General features: G+C 33.3%; 14 protein-coding genes, 1 other RNA gene and 3 pseudogenes. 8 read left to right on the top strand and 10 right to left on the bottom strand.

Going from position 1 to position 16,543, the window contains the following annotated elements:
• The first annotated feature begins 339 nt into the window (after window positions 1-339).
• The 4 genes from N7U66_RS04235 to N7U66_RS04220 all read left to right on the top strand — a co-directional run bounded on the left by N7U66_RS04235 (window position 340) and on the right by N7U66_RS04220 (window position 4,512).
• Window positions 340-849: a SixA phosphatase family protein gene (locus N7U66_RS04235; protein ID WP_267677449.1), complete on the top strand. Its 510-nt coding sequence runs from the start codon at window positions 340-342 to the stop codon at window positions 847-849.
• A 65-nt stretch (window positions 850-914) separates the two neighbouring features.
• Window positions 915-2,972, top strand: a complete 2,058-nt coding sequence (ppk1, locus tag N7U66_RS04230) for a polyphosphate kinase 1 (protein WP_267677448.1) — start codon at window positions 915-917, stop codon at window positions 2,970-2,972.
• A complete protein-coding gene (locus N7U66_RS04225; RefSeq protein WP_267677447.1) occupies window positions 2,973-3,884 on the top strand; it encodes a Ppx/GppA phosphatase family protein in 912 nt (303 codons plus the stop codon). It abuts the gene before it with no gap.
• 250 nt (window positions 3,885-4,134) lie between these two features.
• Complete coding sequence (locus N7U66_RS04220; RefSeq protein WP_267677446.1) at window positions 4,135-4,512, top strand: outer membrane beta-barrel protein; 378 nt, start codon at window positions 4,135-4,137, stop codon at window positions 4,510-4,512.
• A 66-nt stretch (window positions 4,513-4,578) separates the two neighbouring features.
• On the opposite strand, the pseudogene miaE reads toward N7U66_RS04220, so the two are convergent.
• The 3 genes and pseudogenes from miaE to dnaX all read right to left on the bottom strand — a co-directional run bounded on the left by miaE (window position 4,579) and on the right by dnaX (window position 7,556).
• Window positions 4,579-5,161, bottom strand: a pseudogene (gene miaE / locus N7U66_RS04215) (tRNA isopentenyl-2-thiomethyl-A-37 hydroxylase MiaE).
• Window positions 5,162-5,297: 136 nt separating this feature from the next.
• Window positions 5,298-5,741: a hypothetical protein gene (locus tag N7U66_RS04210; protein ID WP_267677445.1), complete on the bottom strand. Its 444-nt coding sequence runs from the start codon at window positions 5,739-5,741 to the stop codon at window positions 5,298-5,300.
• 95 nt (window positions 5,742-5,836) lie between these two features.
• Window positions 5,837-7,556 (bottom strand): annotated as a pseudogene (gene dnaX, locus N7U66_RS21395) (DNA polymerase III subunit gamma/tau).
• A gap of 247 nt (window positions 7,557-7,803) precedes the next feature.
• On the opposite strand from dnaX, the gene rnpB reads away from it, so the two are divergent.
• Window positions 7,804-8,108, top strand: an RNA gene (gene rnpB, locus N7U66_RS04190) — RNase P RNA component class A.
• A gap of 50 nt (window positions 8,109-8,158) precedes the next feature.
• Here rnpB and N7U66_RS04185 read toward each other — a convergent pair.
• The 7 genes from N7U66_RS04185 to N7U66_RS04155 form a co-directional block, all read right to left on the bottom strand.
• Window positions 8,159-8,659 carry a hypothetical protein gene (locus N7U66_RS04185; protein WP_267677441.1) on the bottom strand — a complete coding sequence of 167 codons (501 nt, stop codon included), beginning with the start codon at window positions 8,657-8,659 and terminating at the stop codon, window positions 8,159-8,161.
• Entirely contained in the window at window positions 8,656-8,859 is a 204-nt protein-coding gene (locus N7U66_RS04180) for a hypothetical protein (protein WP_267677440.1), read from the bottom strand. Before N7U66_RS04180 ends, N7U66_RS04185 begins: the two co-directional genes overlap by 4 nt.
• 66 nt (window positions 8,860-8,925) lie before the next feature.
• Window positions 8,926-9,468 (bottom strand): ester cyclase, encoded by a 543-nt coding sequence (locus N7U66_RS04175; protein WP_267677439.1) that lies wholly within the window; start codon window positions 9,466-9,468, stop codon window positions 8,926-8,928.
• A gap of 279 nt (window positions 9,469-9,747) precedes the next feature.
• Complete coding sequence (locus N7U66_RS04170) at window positions 9,748-10,539, bottom strand: hypothetical protein (RefSeq protein WP_267677438.1); 792 nt, start codon at window positions 10,537-10,539, stop codon at window positions 9,748-9,750.
• A gap of 75 nt (window positions 10,540-10,614) precedes the next feature.
• On the bottom strand, window positions 10,615-11,157 hold the full coding sequence (locus tag N7U66_RS04165; protein ID WP_267677437.1) for an RsmD family RNA methyltransferase: 543 nt from the start codon (window positions 11,155-11,157) through the stop codon (window positions 10,615-10,617).
• 159 nt (window positions 11,158-11,316) lie between these two features.
• The gene (locus N7U66_RS04160; protein WP_267677436.1) at window positions 11,317-11,997 is read right to left on the bottom strand and encodes a DUF3822 family protein; all 681 of its coding nucleotides are present in this window, start codon (window positions 11,995-11,997) and stop codon (window positions 11,317-11,319) included.
• Window positions 11,963-12,706, bottom strand: coding sequence for a hypothetical protein (locus N7U66_RS04155; protein ID WP_267677435.1), 744 nt, complete (start codon window positions 12,704-12,706; stop codon window positions 11,963-11,965). The genes N7U66_RS04160 and N7U66_RS04155 overlap by 35 nt, the downstream gene beginning before the upstream one ends.
• A gap of 127 nt (window positions 12,707-12,833) precedes the next feature.
• On the opposite strand from N7U66_RS04155, the pseudogene N7U66_RS04150 reads away from it, so the two are divergent.
• The 3 genes and pseudogenes from N7U66_RS04150 to N7U66_RS04140 all read left to right on the top strand — a co-directional run bounded on the left by N7U66_RS04150 (window position 12,834) and on the right by N7U66_RS04140 (window position 15,968).
• A pseudogene (locus tag N7U66_RS04150) lies at window positions 12,834-14,263 on the top strand (ATP-dependent DNA helicase).
• A 191-nt stretch (window positions 14,264-14,454) separates the two neighbouring features.
• Window positions 14,455-15,183: a 3-deoxy-manno-octulosonate cytidylyltransferase gene (gene kdsB / locus N7U66_RS04145; RefSeq protein ID WP_267677434.1), complete on the top strand. Its 729-nt coding sequence runs from the start codon at window positions 14,455-14,457 to the stop codon at window positions 15,181-15,183.
• An 80-nt stretch (window positions 15,184-15,263) separates the two neighbouring features.
• Window positions 15,264-15,968, top strand: a complete 705-nt coding sequence (locus N7U66_RS04140) for an HAD family hydrolase (protein WP_267677433.1) — start codon at window positions 15,264-15,266, stop codon at window positions 15,966-15,968.
• Window positions 15,969-16,543 lie beyond the last annotated feature (575 nt).

The raw sequence follows: 16,543 nt of genomic DNA, 5'->3' as shown, positions 1-16,543 counted from the left end.
GTACTGATGTTATATATTCCTAGAGTGAATATTACAGAAATTGCGTTAGGCTGTATTGCTATTGAATAAAAAGTAAAATATAATTCAATAAAGCACAAAAGGCTGATAAATAAGTCTAAAGTAATTTTATAACATACTCATTTTTTTAATTAATATGCTAATAAATAATTGCAACTTAATTATTCACAGTTTAAGGGGAACTTAGGTTAAATTGTTCAGATGTTAATAGCATATACAAATGAAACAGTATTTATATATTAATTCAAAAAAAAGAGTTAAATAACTTAAATACTCGTTAAAATGTTAAAAACATAATAAAAAACCATAAAAAAGGATAAAATGCAAATTAATACGATTAAAAGTGTTAAAACAGTGTATTTTGTAAGACATGCAAAATCTTGCTGGAATAACAACGACTCCGATTTTGATAGACCCCTAAAAAAAAGAGGCATTAAAGATGCTAATTTAGTATCTAATTATCTTAAAAACAAAGCGATAGATCCTGATTTAATTTTGTGTAGTTCTGCAAATAGAACCAGATTAACAGCCGATATCTTTATAGAAAATTTAGCGCTCAATTCGGTAAAAACAGAGTATATTAAAGCCCTTTATGACTTTTCGGGGGAAGGGTTATTGAATGTTTTGAAATCTTGTGATAATTCTATCGATAAAGTGCTAATTTTTGGTCATAACTATGCCATGACCAACGTGGTCAATCAGTTGGGAAGTACGCCAATAAGTAATATGACAACTTCCGGATTTGTTGAAATAGATTTTAATATAGACCGTTGGAAGGATTTAAAAAAAGGAGACACTAAATTAATTGTTTTTCCAAAAGATTTAAGGTAATACTAACATGCAGTATTTAATTTAATGAGAACAATAGAATATATTTGCTATAAATATTGTTTTTAATGATTAAAAAATCTAAAGTTAATACGTATATCAATAGAGAGTTAAGTTGGTTGCAGTTTAATGAGCGTGTGCTTCAAGAAGCTTCAGATGAGACTGTTCCATTAATAGAACGCCTTCGTTTTTTGGGAATTTTCTCAAATAACTTAGATGAATTTTTTAAGGTACGATATGCCACAGTTAAGCGTATTGATGAAGCTGGTAGAGGGGGGAAAAGTGAACTAGGAGGTATAAAGGCGTCTCAATTATTGGAGATTATCACTCAGATAGCAATTAAACACCAGTCGGCTAGTTTAGAGATTCTTAGCAGCATTCACTCTAAGTTAAAAAAAGAACATATTTATATCATAAGCGAAAATCAAATTACAAAAAAACAGCATGATTTCGTTAAAAATTATTTTATTCAAAACATTAGTCCTGCTTTAGTGACTATCATTCTTGATGATGAAATTTCCATTCCTAATCTTAAAGATAGCGCAGCCTACTTGGCGGTAAACATGGCATTGAACTCAGGTAAAAACCGTTATGCCTTAGTTGAAATTTCTAAAACGATGGAACGATTCGTCGTCTTACCTAACGAAGATAATAAGCAATATGTCATTTTGGTGGATGACTTATTAAGGTATTGTTTGCATGACATTTTTAATATTTTCGATTACAAATCGATTACTGCTCATATGATTAAAATCACTAGGGATGCAGAATTGGATTTAGAAAGTGACTTGAGTAAGAGTTTCATGGAAAAAATAAGTGATAGTGTAAAGGACAGACAAGACGGGGAACCTATTCGCTTTGTTTATGACAAAACTATCGATGAGAAAACACTGCATTTTTTAATGGAGAAGATGGGGATAGAGACTTCAGACAGCATCATTCCTGGAGGGCGATATCACAACCGTCGTGACTACATGAGTTTCCCAAGTTTAGGAAGAGCAGATTTATTATATGAAAAAATACAACCTTTACCTATAAAAGGATTAAGCTTAGAAACGAGTATTTTTGAAGCCATTGCAAAAAAAGATTATCTGCAATACACGCCATACCATACTTTTGCCTACACGGTTAAATTTTTAAGAGAGGCCGCACTCGATCCAAATGTAAAAACAATAAAAATAACCATATATAGATTAGCACAAATTTCACAAGTAGCAAGTTCTCTTATTAATGCTGCGATTAATGGAAAAAAAGTAACGGTCTCTATGGAAATTCAAGCCCGTTTTGACGAGCAAGCGAATATAGAATATGCTGAGCAAATGCAGCGCGAAGGGGTGCAGTTAATTTTTGGAGTGCAGGGGCTTAAAGTACATAGTAAAATGTGTATCGTAGAACGGGAGGAAAACAATAGAATCGTGCGCTATGGTTTTATAAGTACCGGGAATTTTAACGAATCTACGGCTAAAGTTTATACAGACTACACGCTTTTTACGGCCAATCCAAAAATATTGAAAGACATCAATAAAATATTTAGTTTCTTTTCTGTAAACTATAAGATTTATAGATATAAACATATTATTACCTCTCCGCATTATACTAGAAATGTGTTTTTCAACTTGATTGATCAGGAAATAGCAAACAAATTAGAAGGAAAACCCGCTTATATTCATTTAAAAATGAATAGTATCTCAAGCTATAAAATGATTGATAAGCTTTATGAAGCAAGTAGAGCAGGAGTACAGATAAGAATGGTTGTTCGTGGTATTTGTTGTTTGGTTCCAGGGATTCCAAATATGAGTGAGAACATTGAAGTCATTAGTATTATTGACAAATTTTTAGAGCATACTCGATTATATACTTTTTGTAATGATAATAAGCCCAAAGTATATATTTCCTCTGCAGATTGGATGACACGCAACATAGAGAACAGGGTAGAGGTGAGCTGTCCTATTTATGACGAAGAAATAAAAGCAGAATTGATAGATACCTTTGAAATTTGTTGGAATGATAACGTGAAGGCAAGAATTTTAGATAAAACTCAAAAAAATAAATACAAAAAGAATAATAAACCAAGAATAAGAACTCAATTTGAGACTTATGAATACTATAAAAACAAGCTACACTAAATGCTTAAAATTTTAAAATATGCTGCTATAGATATTGGATCTAATGCTGTGAGGTTGCTGATATCTAATATTATAGAAGAAAAAGATAAACCCACAATATTTAGAAAAAGTTCGTTAGTTCGAGTACCTATTCGTTTAGGGGCTGATGTCTTCTTGAATTCTGAAATCTCAGCAGAAAGCACACAGCGTATGGTGGATACCATGCAAGCTTTTGCATTATTGATGAAATCCCACCGTGTAGATAAATTTAAAGCCTGTGCAACCTCTGCCATGCGCGAAGCAAACAATGGCAAGGAGGTGTCTAAACTAATATTAAAGAAAACAGGAATTCCTATTGATATTATTGAAGGAGAAGAAGAAGCCGCTATAATTGCAGCCACAGATTTACATGCTTTTATTGACAATAATAAAACTTACTTGTATGTAGATGTTGGTGGTGGAAGTACCGAGTTTAGCGTCATCCACAATGGAGATAAAACCGTGTCAAAATCATTCAAAATTGGCACCGTTAGATTGCTAAATGATATTGTTAAAAAAGAAACCTGGCAAGAGTTAGAAGCTTGGATAAAAATGCAAACCAAAGACTATGAAAAGGTAGATGTTATTGGCTCTGGTGGCAACATTAATAAGATTTTTAAAATTTCAGGAAAAGCTATTGGTAAGCCATTAACCTATTTCTATTTAACGTCTTATTATAACATGCTTCAATCGCATTCCTACGAAGAGCGAATTACCCAACTTGATTTGAATCAAGATAGAGCCGATGTTATTATTCCTGCCACACGAATTTATTTATCTGCAATGAAATGGAGTGGTGCAAAAGATATTTATGTTCCAAAAATAGGATTAGCAGATGGCATCATAAAAAGTGTCTATAACGAAACTGTTTTGAGCCATTCAAAGTTAAAATGATGCACTTTATCTTTTAATTCATTCATTTTTGTGAAAATAATATATCTTAGTTAGTAGTAATTTTTCTATCGATCACTCAATATAAATTTATTTTCATGAAAAAACACGTACTCCTATTGTCCCTCGCTTTAGTATCACTTTATGGCTTTTCACAAAATACAGTTTATGGTTTTCGGGCAGGCTATAACAGCTCCAATTTAAATTTTGAACCGAAGTACCAGCCGGTATTTCTAATGAACACAGAAATGGATTGGCCATTGGTTTCTTTGTCGAATCAAGAATTGCTGAAAATTTGTCGTTTGCTCCGGAGATTCAATTTTCTGCAGAAGGGGCTAAAGAAGAATTTCTTCGTATTGATTACATTCAGCTACCCCTACTTTTAAAATACGAATTCGCTAAATTCTTAGTAATAGGAGTTGGGCCACAGCTAAGTGTTAAAGGACATGATTATGAGGATGAAAAGAAAAACTTAGCCTTTTCAGGCATTGGAGCCTTAGAATATTATCTCTCAGATCATTTATTTATAGATTTTAGGTACACCTATGGCGTCACTAACATATATGATGATAAAACCAATTTAGACGCTAAAAACACGAACATACAAATAGGTTTTGGCGTGAAATTTTAACCAAACCAACAAACACAAACTAAATATGCCAGTACTTTTGTATTGGCATTTTGTTTATGTGTTTATTTAACCGTGAATGGTTTCGCTTTTACTGAGGTCCTTCATGATTTCTGCTTCATAATCCAGCAAACCTTCCCATTTCTCATCAACCTCTTTTCGATCTCCGTATTGTCCGGCAAAACCTAAGAACATGGTGTAGTGGTTGGCTTCACTCACCATCAATTTTCTGTAAAATTCAGCTAATGTTTTGTCTTCCAGTTCTTCAGAAAGCAGACGAAACCGTTCGCAACTTCTCGGCCTCTATTAAGGCCGCATATAATAGCCTGTGTACTAATTGTGTGGTTCTGCTGCCGCCTTTAGGGAAAAAAGTAATGAGTTTGGCGACGTAATCGTCCTTGCGATCGCGGCCTAAAGTCCAGCCATTTTCAATAATGAGATCATGAACCATTTTAAAGTGGCTAATCTCTTCCTTAACTAAAGCAACCATCTCTTGTACCAAATCGGTGTATTACGGAAAGCTTACGATTAAAGATATAGCAGTACTCGTTGCTTTTTGCTCGCAAAACGCGTGATCGGTTAAAATGTCCTCTATGTTTTTTTCTACAATGTTAACCCAACGTGGGTCTGTGGGTAGTTTAAGTCCTAGCATATTAAAATTTATTGTTTTTTTCAAACGTATTTTCTTCTATGTGGTATTTACCCCGCTCATTAATAAAGAGCACAAAAGATCTTGTTTTCTCGGCTTTGAGGGTTATAGAATAAAAATGTAAAGTTTACTGTATTTGTTATAAAGGAATCATCGTATACTGCGTAGGCCTCATTAATGATGTAATTCGGAGAGAATCTTTTAAATTAGGATTAATTTTTAAAAAGAAATCATTGTCAATAATTTTTGAAAAAATGAGTTTATTATTTTTTTTAACAGTGATTTCCGCTTTTCTGTTTCTAAAATGTTTTTTATCCTTTAAACCATCGCTATGAGATATCTTTAATACGGCGTTTTCCATATCTATATATGCCTTAATCTTTATTCTAAAACCATTACTTAAAATGGTGTCCGTGACAACTGTTGTGTATTTCTCAGGCACATATGTAACCCGTTCTGAAAATAAATCCAGCAATTGATGTGCTTTTAAAACTTCAGCGTTTGTTTTATATACGCGATCACGGCCATCGCAGCTCAATAGGCCAATAAGAGTAATTAAAATGAGTAGTATAAATTTATTCATTAACCTTAAACTATTAAAGTGATACAAAGGTAACCAATAATCAAAAAAGGGAGTCTGTATTTTTAGGTCTTTCGTCAAGGCCACCTACGGCCAATTTAAAGATCTAAATCAAAAGTTTTACGAAGTAATTCGATATTCGGATTTTTCTCTTTTAGTTTCTCGTATTTTTCTTCAGGAGTATAAGCAAATTTCTTTTGCATTTCTTCATTAACTTCTATATCCGAGAGCGATATCATAGTTCTTTAAATGCTTGCGTAAATACTGAAGTAAATCGAAGGATTGTCGTTCCACTTCTACTTTATTTGTAGCGTTTGGAAAGGTTAAGTGTATTGTTGTTCCCTTTAATGTTGGTGTATCTATTGATAAAATAGAGGCCAAATTCATTTTGCCTTCGGCTTCAATACGCGAGACAAAAGCACTCCATACTTCTAAAAGCTCATCTTGATTAAATGGCTCTCTAGGCAGATTTTCTTCGTCTCGGCTCATTATCTTTTTGCTGTGCAATGTGCTCTTTTTTCGCGCGAATACTACTTAAAGATAAGCCAGATCTTGGTTTTTTATCTGTAGTTAAAACAATTTTTGGTTTGGGAGACGCCACTTTAGCGACCGTCGCTACTTCGGGCTTAACAACCTTTTCTTCCGTAGCTTGAACGGGTGTAGTTTCCTCGGTTTTAGGCCGTTTTACGGGAACAGGGGTAATACCAATGCGCTTAAAATAGGAAGGCGGAATTATGAACCGACTGCTATTTTTTTTTCTCCATCAAAAGTGATAGAGGCAAGCTGCATGAGACAAAGTTCAACAAGTAATCGTTGGTTTTTGCTGGTCTTGTATTTTAGGTCGGTGTCGTTGGCCAGTTCAATGCCTTTTAACAGAAAGGCCTGAGAGGCTTTTTTAGACTGTTCGATATATTTCGCTTTGGTTTGTTCGCCCACTTCTAGTAATTCAATGGTAGTAGGATTTTTACAAACCAAGAGGTCTCTAAAATGGGAAGCTAAGCCGGCAATAAAATGATGGCCATCGAAGCCTTTGGATAAGGTGTCATTAAACTGAAGTAATAACTCAGGTATTTTATTGTCAATTATAAAATCGGTGCTGGTAAAATACGTTTCGTAATCCGGAACATTTAAATTTTCTGTGACCGCTTGTCGCGTAAGATTTTTCCCTGAAAAACTAACCACACGATCAAAAATAGACAAGGCATCTCGCATAGCGCCATCTGCTTTTTGAGCGATAATATGAAGTGCATCATCTTCGGCAGTAATCCCTTGTTCTTTTGCAATATATTTTAAGTAATCTTTAGCGTCCTTAACAGTAATACGCTTAAAATCAAAAATCTGACAGCGTGAGAGAATGGTTGGGATGATTTTATGCTTTTCAGTAGTTGCTAGAATAAAGATACAATGTTTTGGTGGCTCTTCTAACGTTTTTAAAAAGGCATTAAAGGCCGCTTGAGAGAGCATGTGAACCTCATCAATAATATAGACTTTATATTTACCAACTTGTGGCGGTATACGTACTTGATCGGTTAAACTTCTAATATCATCCACCGAGTTATTAGAAGCGGCATCTAATTCAAAAATATTAAATGCAAAATCTTCATCACCTGTTTCATTACCATCGCTATTAATCATTTTAGCAAGAATACGGGCGCAACTTGTTTTTCCAACACCTCGAGGTCCTGTAAACAATAACGCTTGTGCTAGATGATTGTTTTCTATAGCATTCAATAAAGTATTTGTAATAGCCGTTTGCCCAACAACGTCTTTAAACGTTTGCGGACGATACTTTCTTGCCGATACTACAAAGTGTTCCATTATTATTTACGCTAGTTTGAATGATTTTCGAGAGACTCAAGTATCAAAAAATTTGTAACTATTGAATAACGATCGTCTGTGATTTTTGGAAAATCAAAAAACGGAAGGTTATGTTTTTAATCAAAAACAAAGTTAAAAATTCAGCTTAAATAAGTAAAGTATAAAGGAGCAATTTATGCAGAGTTATTAACATATTATAAGTTTTTAAAAGTTGTAATTCTAATGGTCTTAATCGTACCTTTGTTGGCAAGTAAATCGCCTTATCGCGTCTTATTTATAAGATGAGGAAAGTCCGGACACCACAGTGCAATTATAGTGGTTAACAGCCACCAGTCGTGAGGCTAGGAAAAGTGCAACAGAAAGTATGTACAGGTCATGCTGTAGTGAAACCAGGTAAACTCTATATGGTGCAATGTCATGTATACTAACGTTTGAGCGTGCACGCGCGATTGTTAGAGGGTAGGCAGCTAAAGTGTGCCAGTAATGGTACACGTAGATAAATGATAAGGGCTCGTAAGAGTACAGAATCCGGCTTATAGATTTACTTAAATAAACAAGCCCTTTGATGATTCAAAGGGCTTTGTTTTATTATTTAAAATGTTTTATATATAAAAAGCAATTCCTTCATAGACATAGCCGTTTCCACCATTCCCTAATATATTAAAATCTGTTAAATAGATATGATCCTTTAAGTTGTGATTATAATAAGTATGTACAGGTAGACTATTAGAATTCCCCGTAGTATAACCTAGGATTCCTTCATATCGCCAAGTTCCGTTAGAAGAAGCTTGTGTTACAGGAACATTTGTCCCTGATATATTTCCGGAACTATCGCTTGGCAGACTTATTAATTGACCATATTCATTGACATAAATATTTAATATACTCCCAGCAATTGCTGGATGACCGCTTACACCTGTTGTAATTACTCTATCTCCATTACCAAGATTGTACCATCTAGTTATAGCTTGATAGGTAGGCCCACTAGTAGCTACAGTACCAAGAGTCCTTTCATAAGCGTATTGGGCGTTAACTCCTTCATCAAAACTATTAGTATAAAAATGATCTCCGTTTCTGTAAAATTGATAAATATTGGCACTCATAGAATTATTACTCCCCGTGTTATCACCTCCAGAACCACCGAGCCTTCATCAATAGGGCCGTCATTTTCTAACCTGCTACTTTGTTCTGCAACCGTAATTTCTTCATTGGCGTCTTGAATAGGTTCATTCGAGCACGAGCTAAAAGCAAAAAATAGAAGCGTAACAATTAAAAAGTTAAATAATACATTTGTTTTTTTCATGATAATATAATTTTAAGTTATTTATCATCATGTTCAAAAAACGGATTCAATGTTACCCCAATATTTTTATTGCGTTAAGGGTGGTACTTCTTGGTAGCCTAATTGCTGAAATAGAGAAAGTCTATCAAAATAAGCATCTTCTTGCATTAATTTTCCGTCATCATTAAAAGTCCAGACACTAATGCCATGTAATTTAATATCCTTACCAGTTGGTGGATTTCCACGATATTCTCCAATATTTGTTCCACTGACTGTCCAATTCGTATACACTATGTTTCCAACAATATGAGTATCAGTAATAGCGACATTAAAATTTGGAAAAGCATCTAGAAAAGGCTGTCTGTTTGTGCGGTCATATTCTTTTTGGTTATTAGCAGCTCTTTTTCCATTAGTATTTCTAATAATATCAACAGAAGTATGACTATTGAACAAACTTGGATCATTAGTGTTCCAAGATGCAGCAATACTTGCTATTGTATTTCGCAACAAATCTTCATCAAGTGCATTCATATGCTCTTCAGAGTTTTCTGATTTAGACAACGTATCTTCATCTTTTTGACACGATGCGAGTACGAAAAGGGCGAGGAATAAATAAATTAAATGTTTCATAATGCGTGGTTATTTAAATTGATTAAAAATGAACCAAAACATAAATAAACAAGGAAAGTTGAAAAAGATATGGGATATTTCTTTGTCTCTCTAAGTTAGTAAAAATTAATGAATTAAAGCGTAGTATTTTAAGATTGTATTTCTTTTTTAAGCTTAGTAAAATGTCATGACGTATGTTTTTACTTTCTAGTATAAGGAAGAAACTATAACTTTGACATACAAAAAAAGCCATCTAATGTGCATTAGATGGCTTATGAATGTTATTAAGTGTTTTTATCGTTAGCTAAAATTTATGGTTGTACAGGTTTCGCCATATACGTGAGAAAGCACTACTTGAACCGCTTTGTCCGACGTTTCAGCGTTTCCAATGATAACCCCGTCATCTAATAGGTCTCCATTATCTGCCCAATCAAATGTTCTATCGTCATTTGCTCTATTCACAATAGTACGTTTACCTTCTTTTATACTAACTCTAAACGATTTATATTCCCTATTATATTCCACGCCTGCAGGATAATACGTCTCTGCATTAAAGAAAGAATCTCCTTTTGAAAACAAATAGCAAACGCAATTACCAATGTCGCTAGCTTCCGACACTCTAACGGTGTTATTAAGAATTATTTTCCACTCTCCTTGAACTAAAGCAGTGACCAGGTTCATTAAAATAGTGCCTTTTTCTGCTATTTTCCCTTCTATTTTCGACTCAAAATTAATGAGAGCAGATATTGTTCCAGCTCTGTTCTTTTGTGACTCATAAATAATTTCACCAACCGACATTGTAAAATTATAATTTTGATTCTTTAAGTTTTCTTCTAATTGATTAGAAAATTGATCAAAATCAACAGTTGATTTATTCACAACACCTGTTAATCCAACATAAGCAATGTTATTTTTATAACTACTGTCAAATAAGGATAGCACACTGTTGACATCTTTTGTATCTTCGAGTTCATTAGAGGCATCAATGTAAGATTTTAGTAAATTTGTCACAGGGTTTTCTTGTGCAAATCCTGTAAAAAATGACAGTAGAACAACTGCCATTACGAGTTTTGAAAGCGTAGGGTTTTTCATTTTAGGGGAATTATTAAGTTACTTTTTTTAAATATTAAAAAAGCTAATATATAAAAAGAATGCTTAATGCTTTAATTAATTATCCATTTCAAAAAAACTAAACATATTACCACCATAACTTTTTGAGTATTTATAATGTGAAATATGAGACAAATTTGTGTGTTTAGAGTGTTCTATAATTAAAAGCCCTTCTTTTTCTAAAAGATTATTTTCAAAAACTAATTCTCGTATTTTAGAAAATTCCTCAACGGGAAATTCATAAGGAGGATCTGCAAAAATAATAGTCGATTGCAGCTTTGTATTTTCAAGAAATTTAAAAACGTCGCTTTTTACGGTTTGTATAGGCATATCAAAACTTTCAGCCGTTTCATTAATAAACTTAATGCAGCCAAAATCAACATCAACACAAGTGATTTGTACGGTACCCCGAGATGCAAATTCATAACTGATATTTCCTGAGCCTGCAAACAAATCTAAAACCGAAATAGAATCAAAATAGAATTGATTATTTAAGATATTAAATAGCGCTTCTTTCGCCATGTCTGTTGTAGGACGTACAGGTAGCTTTTTTGGAGCTGTAATTCTTCGGCCTTTAAATTCTCCTGATATGATGCGCATTATAAACTTTTTAGTAACGTGAAGTGTGAGTGATTTGTTTTAGGTTTTTCAGCAAAAGTGAAAGTATCCATTCGGTTACCAAAATCTACATTTCTAATATACTTATAAACCATCATGTATACGGGATCTGTAGTATGGATTTCTCCTAAAAGAAGAACGTTAATGGTTTCTCGGATTGAGTGATAACTGTTCAATAGTAAAAAGGATATAGTAAATAAAATCCTCCGGCGTTTCGTATTCGAACGTGTTATACAAGGTTAATTGACCGTCCTTAATAGCGACAATCTCAAAATGAGAAGGGTTGACATGAACGTATAATTTTGATTCGATGGCATGCTTTTCAGTCCGCAAGATAGATTCAATTAAAACTGTAGAGTAATGCTTAAAGGTGAAATCTCCAAAATGATCGTATATAAAATTGTTAGCATTAACATAAGGCACATAGACATTTACACTATCGTTAAGGGTAATCGTGTCATATGTTATGAAATCTGTTTTTAAAATCTTAGTATTCAATTTGAGATAGTCGGCAATAATATCTTTATTAAATAAGGCTTTTGGAACTAAAGCAGAAAGCTCGTTAACATGAATAACGGTCACTGTGTTAAAAACTTCATGTAAAATCGTTTCGGTATTAAAAACATGTTTTAATTGGTCTAACAATTCTAGAGGATTTTTCTTTTTAGAGTTTAGAAATGTTTTAAGATGGCTTATCGTTTTTGTTTCTGTATTTAGAACACAAAAAGAAAGTCCATTCAAACTTACTTGAATGGACAACTCTTTATGATGTATTTTTGTTTCTATTTTACTTTGGGTCATATAGTTTTGGCCAGTTGCCATTTACTTTTACTTCTTGCATCGAGCCAACACGAATAGCATCTCCGTTAATTTCTTCTACAGAGTGTGCGGTGTTTTCGATATTTACATAATCTGGATCTTGATCATGTAAGACGTCAGCTTTTTTAACATAAGCTTCGAATACAGATAATTTTTTATCTCCTTCTTCTTCTTGTATTTTTCCTGCGTTAAGAACAAATTCTGTACCCTCTTTAGCAAAAGGGACATTTTTCATAGTCTTATAGCGATCAGAGCCTTTGAACAAAGAATCTTTTACAGAAACAAAATCTAAGGTATCTGTAACAGTAATCTCTTTTCTGTACTCAATCCCGCGATACGCTTTCGTTTTCTCAACATCAATGACACTTGTATCTCTTCTTTCTAAAATAGCAAATTTAGCATTCTCGATAAAATTAATTAAGCTATCATAGCTCTTGGTATACTTTCCATTGATTTCCTTGTATGCCAATTGAGAATCTCTAATATCCACCAAATTTTCAATAACCTTAGCATAACGTTTTTCTTTTTCTTGTTTAAAAAGAATTGGGTTATAAACAGACATAAATGTAAGATATCCTAAAGCTCCAATAAATATCCAAAGTACGATAGTTAAAAACGGCTTTGCTTTTGAAGGGATAAACTTATCTATTACCCAAACGATAGCAACTGTTAGTAGGATAACAACAACTGCAACAATAATTAGTGTAAACATATTTTAAATTTAGTTATATTATATTAAAAGATCTCTCGCAAATCTACAATTTTTTTTTATTCGTAAAAACCAATAAGAGTAAAAATCATCATATCTTTGAATAATTCTTAAATTCCTAAATGTTTTAATGACCTCATCTGAATTTTATTCTCTTATAAAACAGCATTTTCCGTTTGATCCAACCCTAAAACAAGATATTGTATTATTACAACTTTCTGAATTTATTTTAGAGAAGCGCTCCAACACGATTTTTTTGTTAAAAGGGTATGCAGGTACTGGAAAGACTACAATTATTGGTACAATTGTTAATAATTTATGGAAAGCAAAAATGAGCGCCGTGTTGATGGCTCCAACGGGTCGAGCAGCCAAAGTCATGGCTAATTATTCTAAAACGGAAGCATTTACTATTCATAAGAAAATATATTTCCCAAAAAAAGAGCAAAGCGGGGGAGTGAAATTTGTTTTACAACCAAACAAACATAAAAACACCATTTTTATCGTTGATGAAGCGTCAATGATTCCGGATACACCAGGAGATTCTAAAACATTCGCAAATGGTTCACTGTTAGACGATTTAATGCAATACGTTTATCAAGGGCATCAATGTAAATTAATACTTATAGGGGATACGGCACAATTACCCCCAGTAAAATTAGAAATAAGTCCAGCACTAGACGAAAAGGTATTAAGTTTAACCTATAATAAGGACGTCGCAAAAATGGAGCTTGATGAAGTGATGCGACAACAACAAGACTCGGCATTCTTGAAAATGCCACGCTGTTGCGTGAAGCTATTTCCGGTGGATTTTATGACAGCTTTAAATTTAATCTCAACGGCTTTAAAGATATTGTACGCTTAATTGATGGAAATGATGTATTGGATGCCATTAACGATGCTTATAGCACCTTGGGTAATGAGGAAATGGCGCTTATTGTTCGAAGTAACAAACGCGCGAACTTGTATAATGAGCAAATAAGAAGACGCATTTTGTTCAACGAAAACGAATTATCCTCCGGGGATTATTTAATGGTCGTTAAAAACAATTACTTTTGGTTGAAGCCTACAACAGAAGCAGGGTTTATTGCTAATGGTGATATTATTGAAGTTCTTGAAATTTTTAGCATAAAAGAATTGTATGGTTTTCGCTTTGCGGAAGTTAAGGTACGTATGGTAGATTATCCCAAAATGACTCCATTTGAAACCGTATTAATGTTAGATACCATAGCAGCTGAAACACCTTCACTACCCTATGAAGACTCCAATAGGTTATATCAGGAAGTACAAAAAGACTATGAAGACGAAAAAAGTAATTACAAGAAATTTCTTGCCATTAAAAACAACAAGTATTTTAATGCCCTTCAAGTTAAATTCTCATATGCTATAACGTGTCATAAATCTCAAGGCGGGCAATGGCATACGGTGTTTGTGGAACAGCCTTATTTGCCGGATGGTATTAATAGAGATTATTTGCGTTGGTTGTATACAGCAGTAACGAGAGCAAAAGAAAAATTATATTTAATTGGTTTTAAAGATGCGTTTTTTGAAACAGAGGATTAGGTTGTAATTGAGAGCAATGCACCTATTTTAGTTATTCAATGCTTGAAATAAAGGGGTCGCAAATCTTGTTTTTTGTTGTCATTCACAATAGAAGACATTAAATTTGAGAGTTATATTAAGTTTAAAACCTCTAAACCTTAAATTCCTATTTATTATTTCTATTTTTGAATACTTAATTATTTAATTATTAAATGAAGATAATAGCAATGATCCCTGCACGTTATAGTGCATCACGTTTTCCTGGTAAACTCATGCAAGATTTGGGAGGAAAACCGGTAATTACTCGTACCTATGAAGCCACGTTGGCCACAAATTTATTTGATGAAGTTATTGTCGTGACTGATAGTGAAATTATTTTCGAAGAGATTGCATCTATAAATGGCAAAGTGATGATGAGTAAAAAACCTCATGAATGTGGCAGCGATCGAATTGCTGAAGCTGTTGAATTTATGGATGTGGACATCGTGGTTAATGTGCAAGGAGATGAACCATTTACAGAAGTAGATTCGCTTAAGGAACTCATAGAAGTCTTTAAAAAAGACACAAAAAAAGAAGTCGATTTGGCTTCTTTAATGGTGCATATTCAAGATTGGAAAGAGATTGAAAACCCGAACACCGTAAAGGTGATTGTAGATCAAAATAATTTTGCGCTATATTTTTCTCGAAGCCCTATTCCGTTTCCTCGTGATAAAGAAGTGGCTGCTAAATATTATAAGCATAAGGGGGTTTATGCTTTTAGAAAAGAGGCTTTGTTAGACTTTTATCATTTACCAATGCTCACTTTAGAAGCTTCAGAAAAAATTGAATGCATTCGTTATTTAGAATACGGAAAACGTATAAAAATGGTAGAAACGAATGTCCAAGGGGTAGAAATTGATACGCCTGAAGATTTGGAGCGGGCAAAAAAATTGTGGAAATAACGAAGACATTTCTAAAAATTGCTCTGTAGACTAGGAGGAAGGCACCTCTTTTTAGCTCTTAAACTGATATTTGAAACAAAATGGACAAAACATATCGTTCTATAAAGGTTATTGGCTTTGATGCAGATGACACGCTTTGGGTCAATGAAACCTATTTTCGCGAGGCTGAACAAGAGTTTTGTAACTTATTAAACAAATTCGAAACACCTAATAAAATAGATCAAGAATTGTTTAAAATGGAAATGAAAAACCTTGAATATTACGGTTATGGGGTAAAGGGTTTTATATTGTCTATGGTTGAAATGGCATTAGAGCTGTCTAATAATACGATTTCAAATCTAACCATCGCAAAGATTATCGATATAGGTAAAGACATGATAAATAAACCTGTAGAATTGCTGGATGGTGTAGAAAACGTGTTAAAAACGTTATCAAATAAGTACAGATTAATATTAGTCACAAAAGGGGATCTGCTCGATCAAGAGCGCAAATTGGAAAAGTCTGGTCTAATAAATTTTTTTCATCATATTGAAGTATTGAGCGATAAAAAAGAAGTCAATTATACTAAACTTTTAAGACATTTAGATATTAAGCCTTCAGAATTCTTAATGATTGGAAACTCACTAAAATCTGATGTTTTACCTTTAATAAATATTGGAGCAGAAGCTATTCATGTGCCATTTCACACGACTTGGGCTCATGAAGAGGTTCCTGTGAATGTGCATGATAATGCGACCTATCTAACGGTTTCGAGCTTAAATGATATTATCCAATTGATGTCTTAAAAAGTTGAATATAAAGGATTTAAATATAGGCTTCAAAAAAAAATGGTTTAGGCAATATATTGTCTTCTTAATAACACACATAAATATCGGCTTACCTTTAGATGTCACTAAGGTCTATAGTAACGTGAAAAACGCATGTGTAATCGATGTCACGGCGTATTTACACGTTGGTATTAAAGCCATTCATGGTATTGAAAGTAAGAGTTTCAAGTTTGTAGATACTAATGTTCATGGGTTCGAGTTGGTTCGGATTATGATTGCTTTGTTAAGGAGAGCATGTTTTTTTTGTTTTACATCCATGGAAAATGATAAGGATCGATACAGGTTTCTTGTGAAATTAAATCTAGTAAAAAAATAGAATTGAGCCCTTAAACGATTTGTATCCACAACAAAATGACTTAAATTGCGGCCATTATTCGGCTGTGCTTTGGTTTAAGCTTTACGGACAAATAAAACCTAATTCAAATAGAAAAGAATTGGTTTTGAGATTAGCATGCGCTACATTTTAAGAGCTAGAAGTCAACGAGTTAAAAAACTATCAATTGGTGGGAGTTAGTCATTAGTTGATGATTTTT

Origin of the sequence: Lacinutrix neustonica, assembly GCF_026625145.1 — a bacterium.
GTDB lineage: Bacteria > Bacteroidota > Bacteroidia > Flavobacteriales > Flavobacteriaceae > Lacinutrix > Lacinutrix neustonica.
The sequence above is the reverse complement of the archived record's forward strand: the minus strand, read 5'-3'. Positions and strand labels throughout refer to the sequence as shown.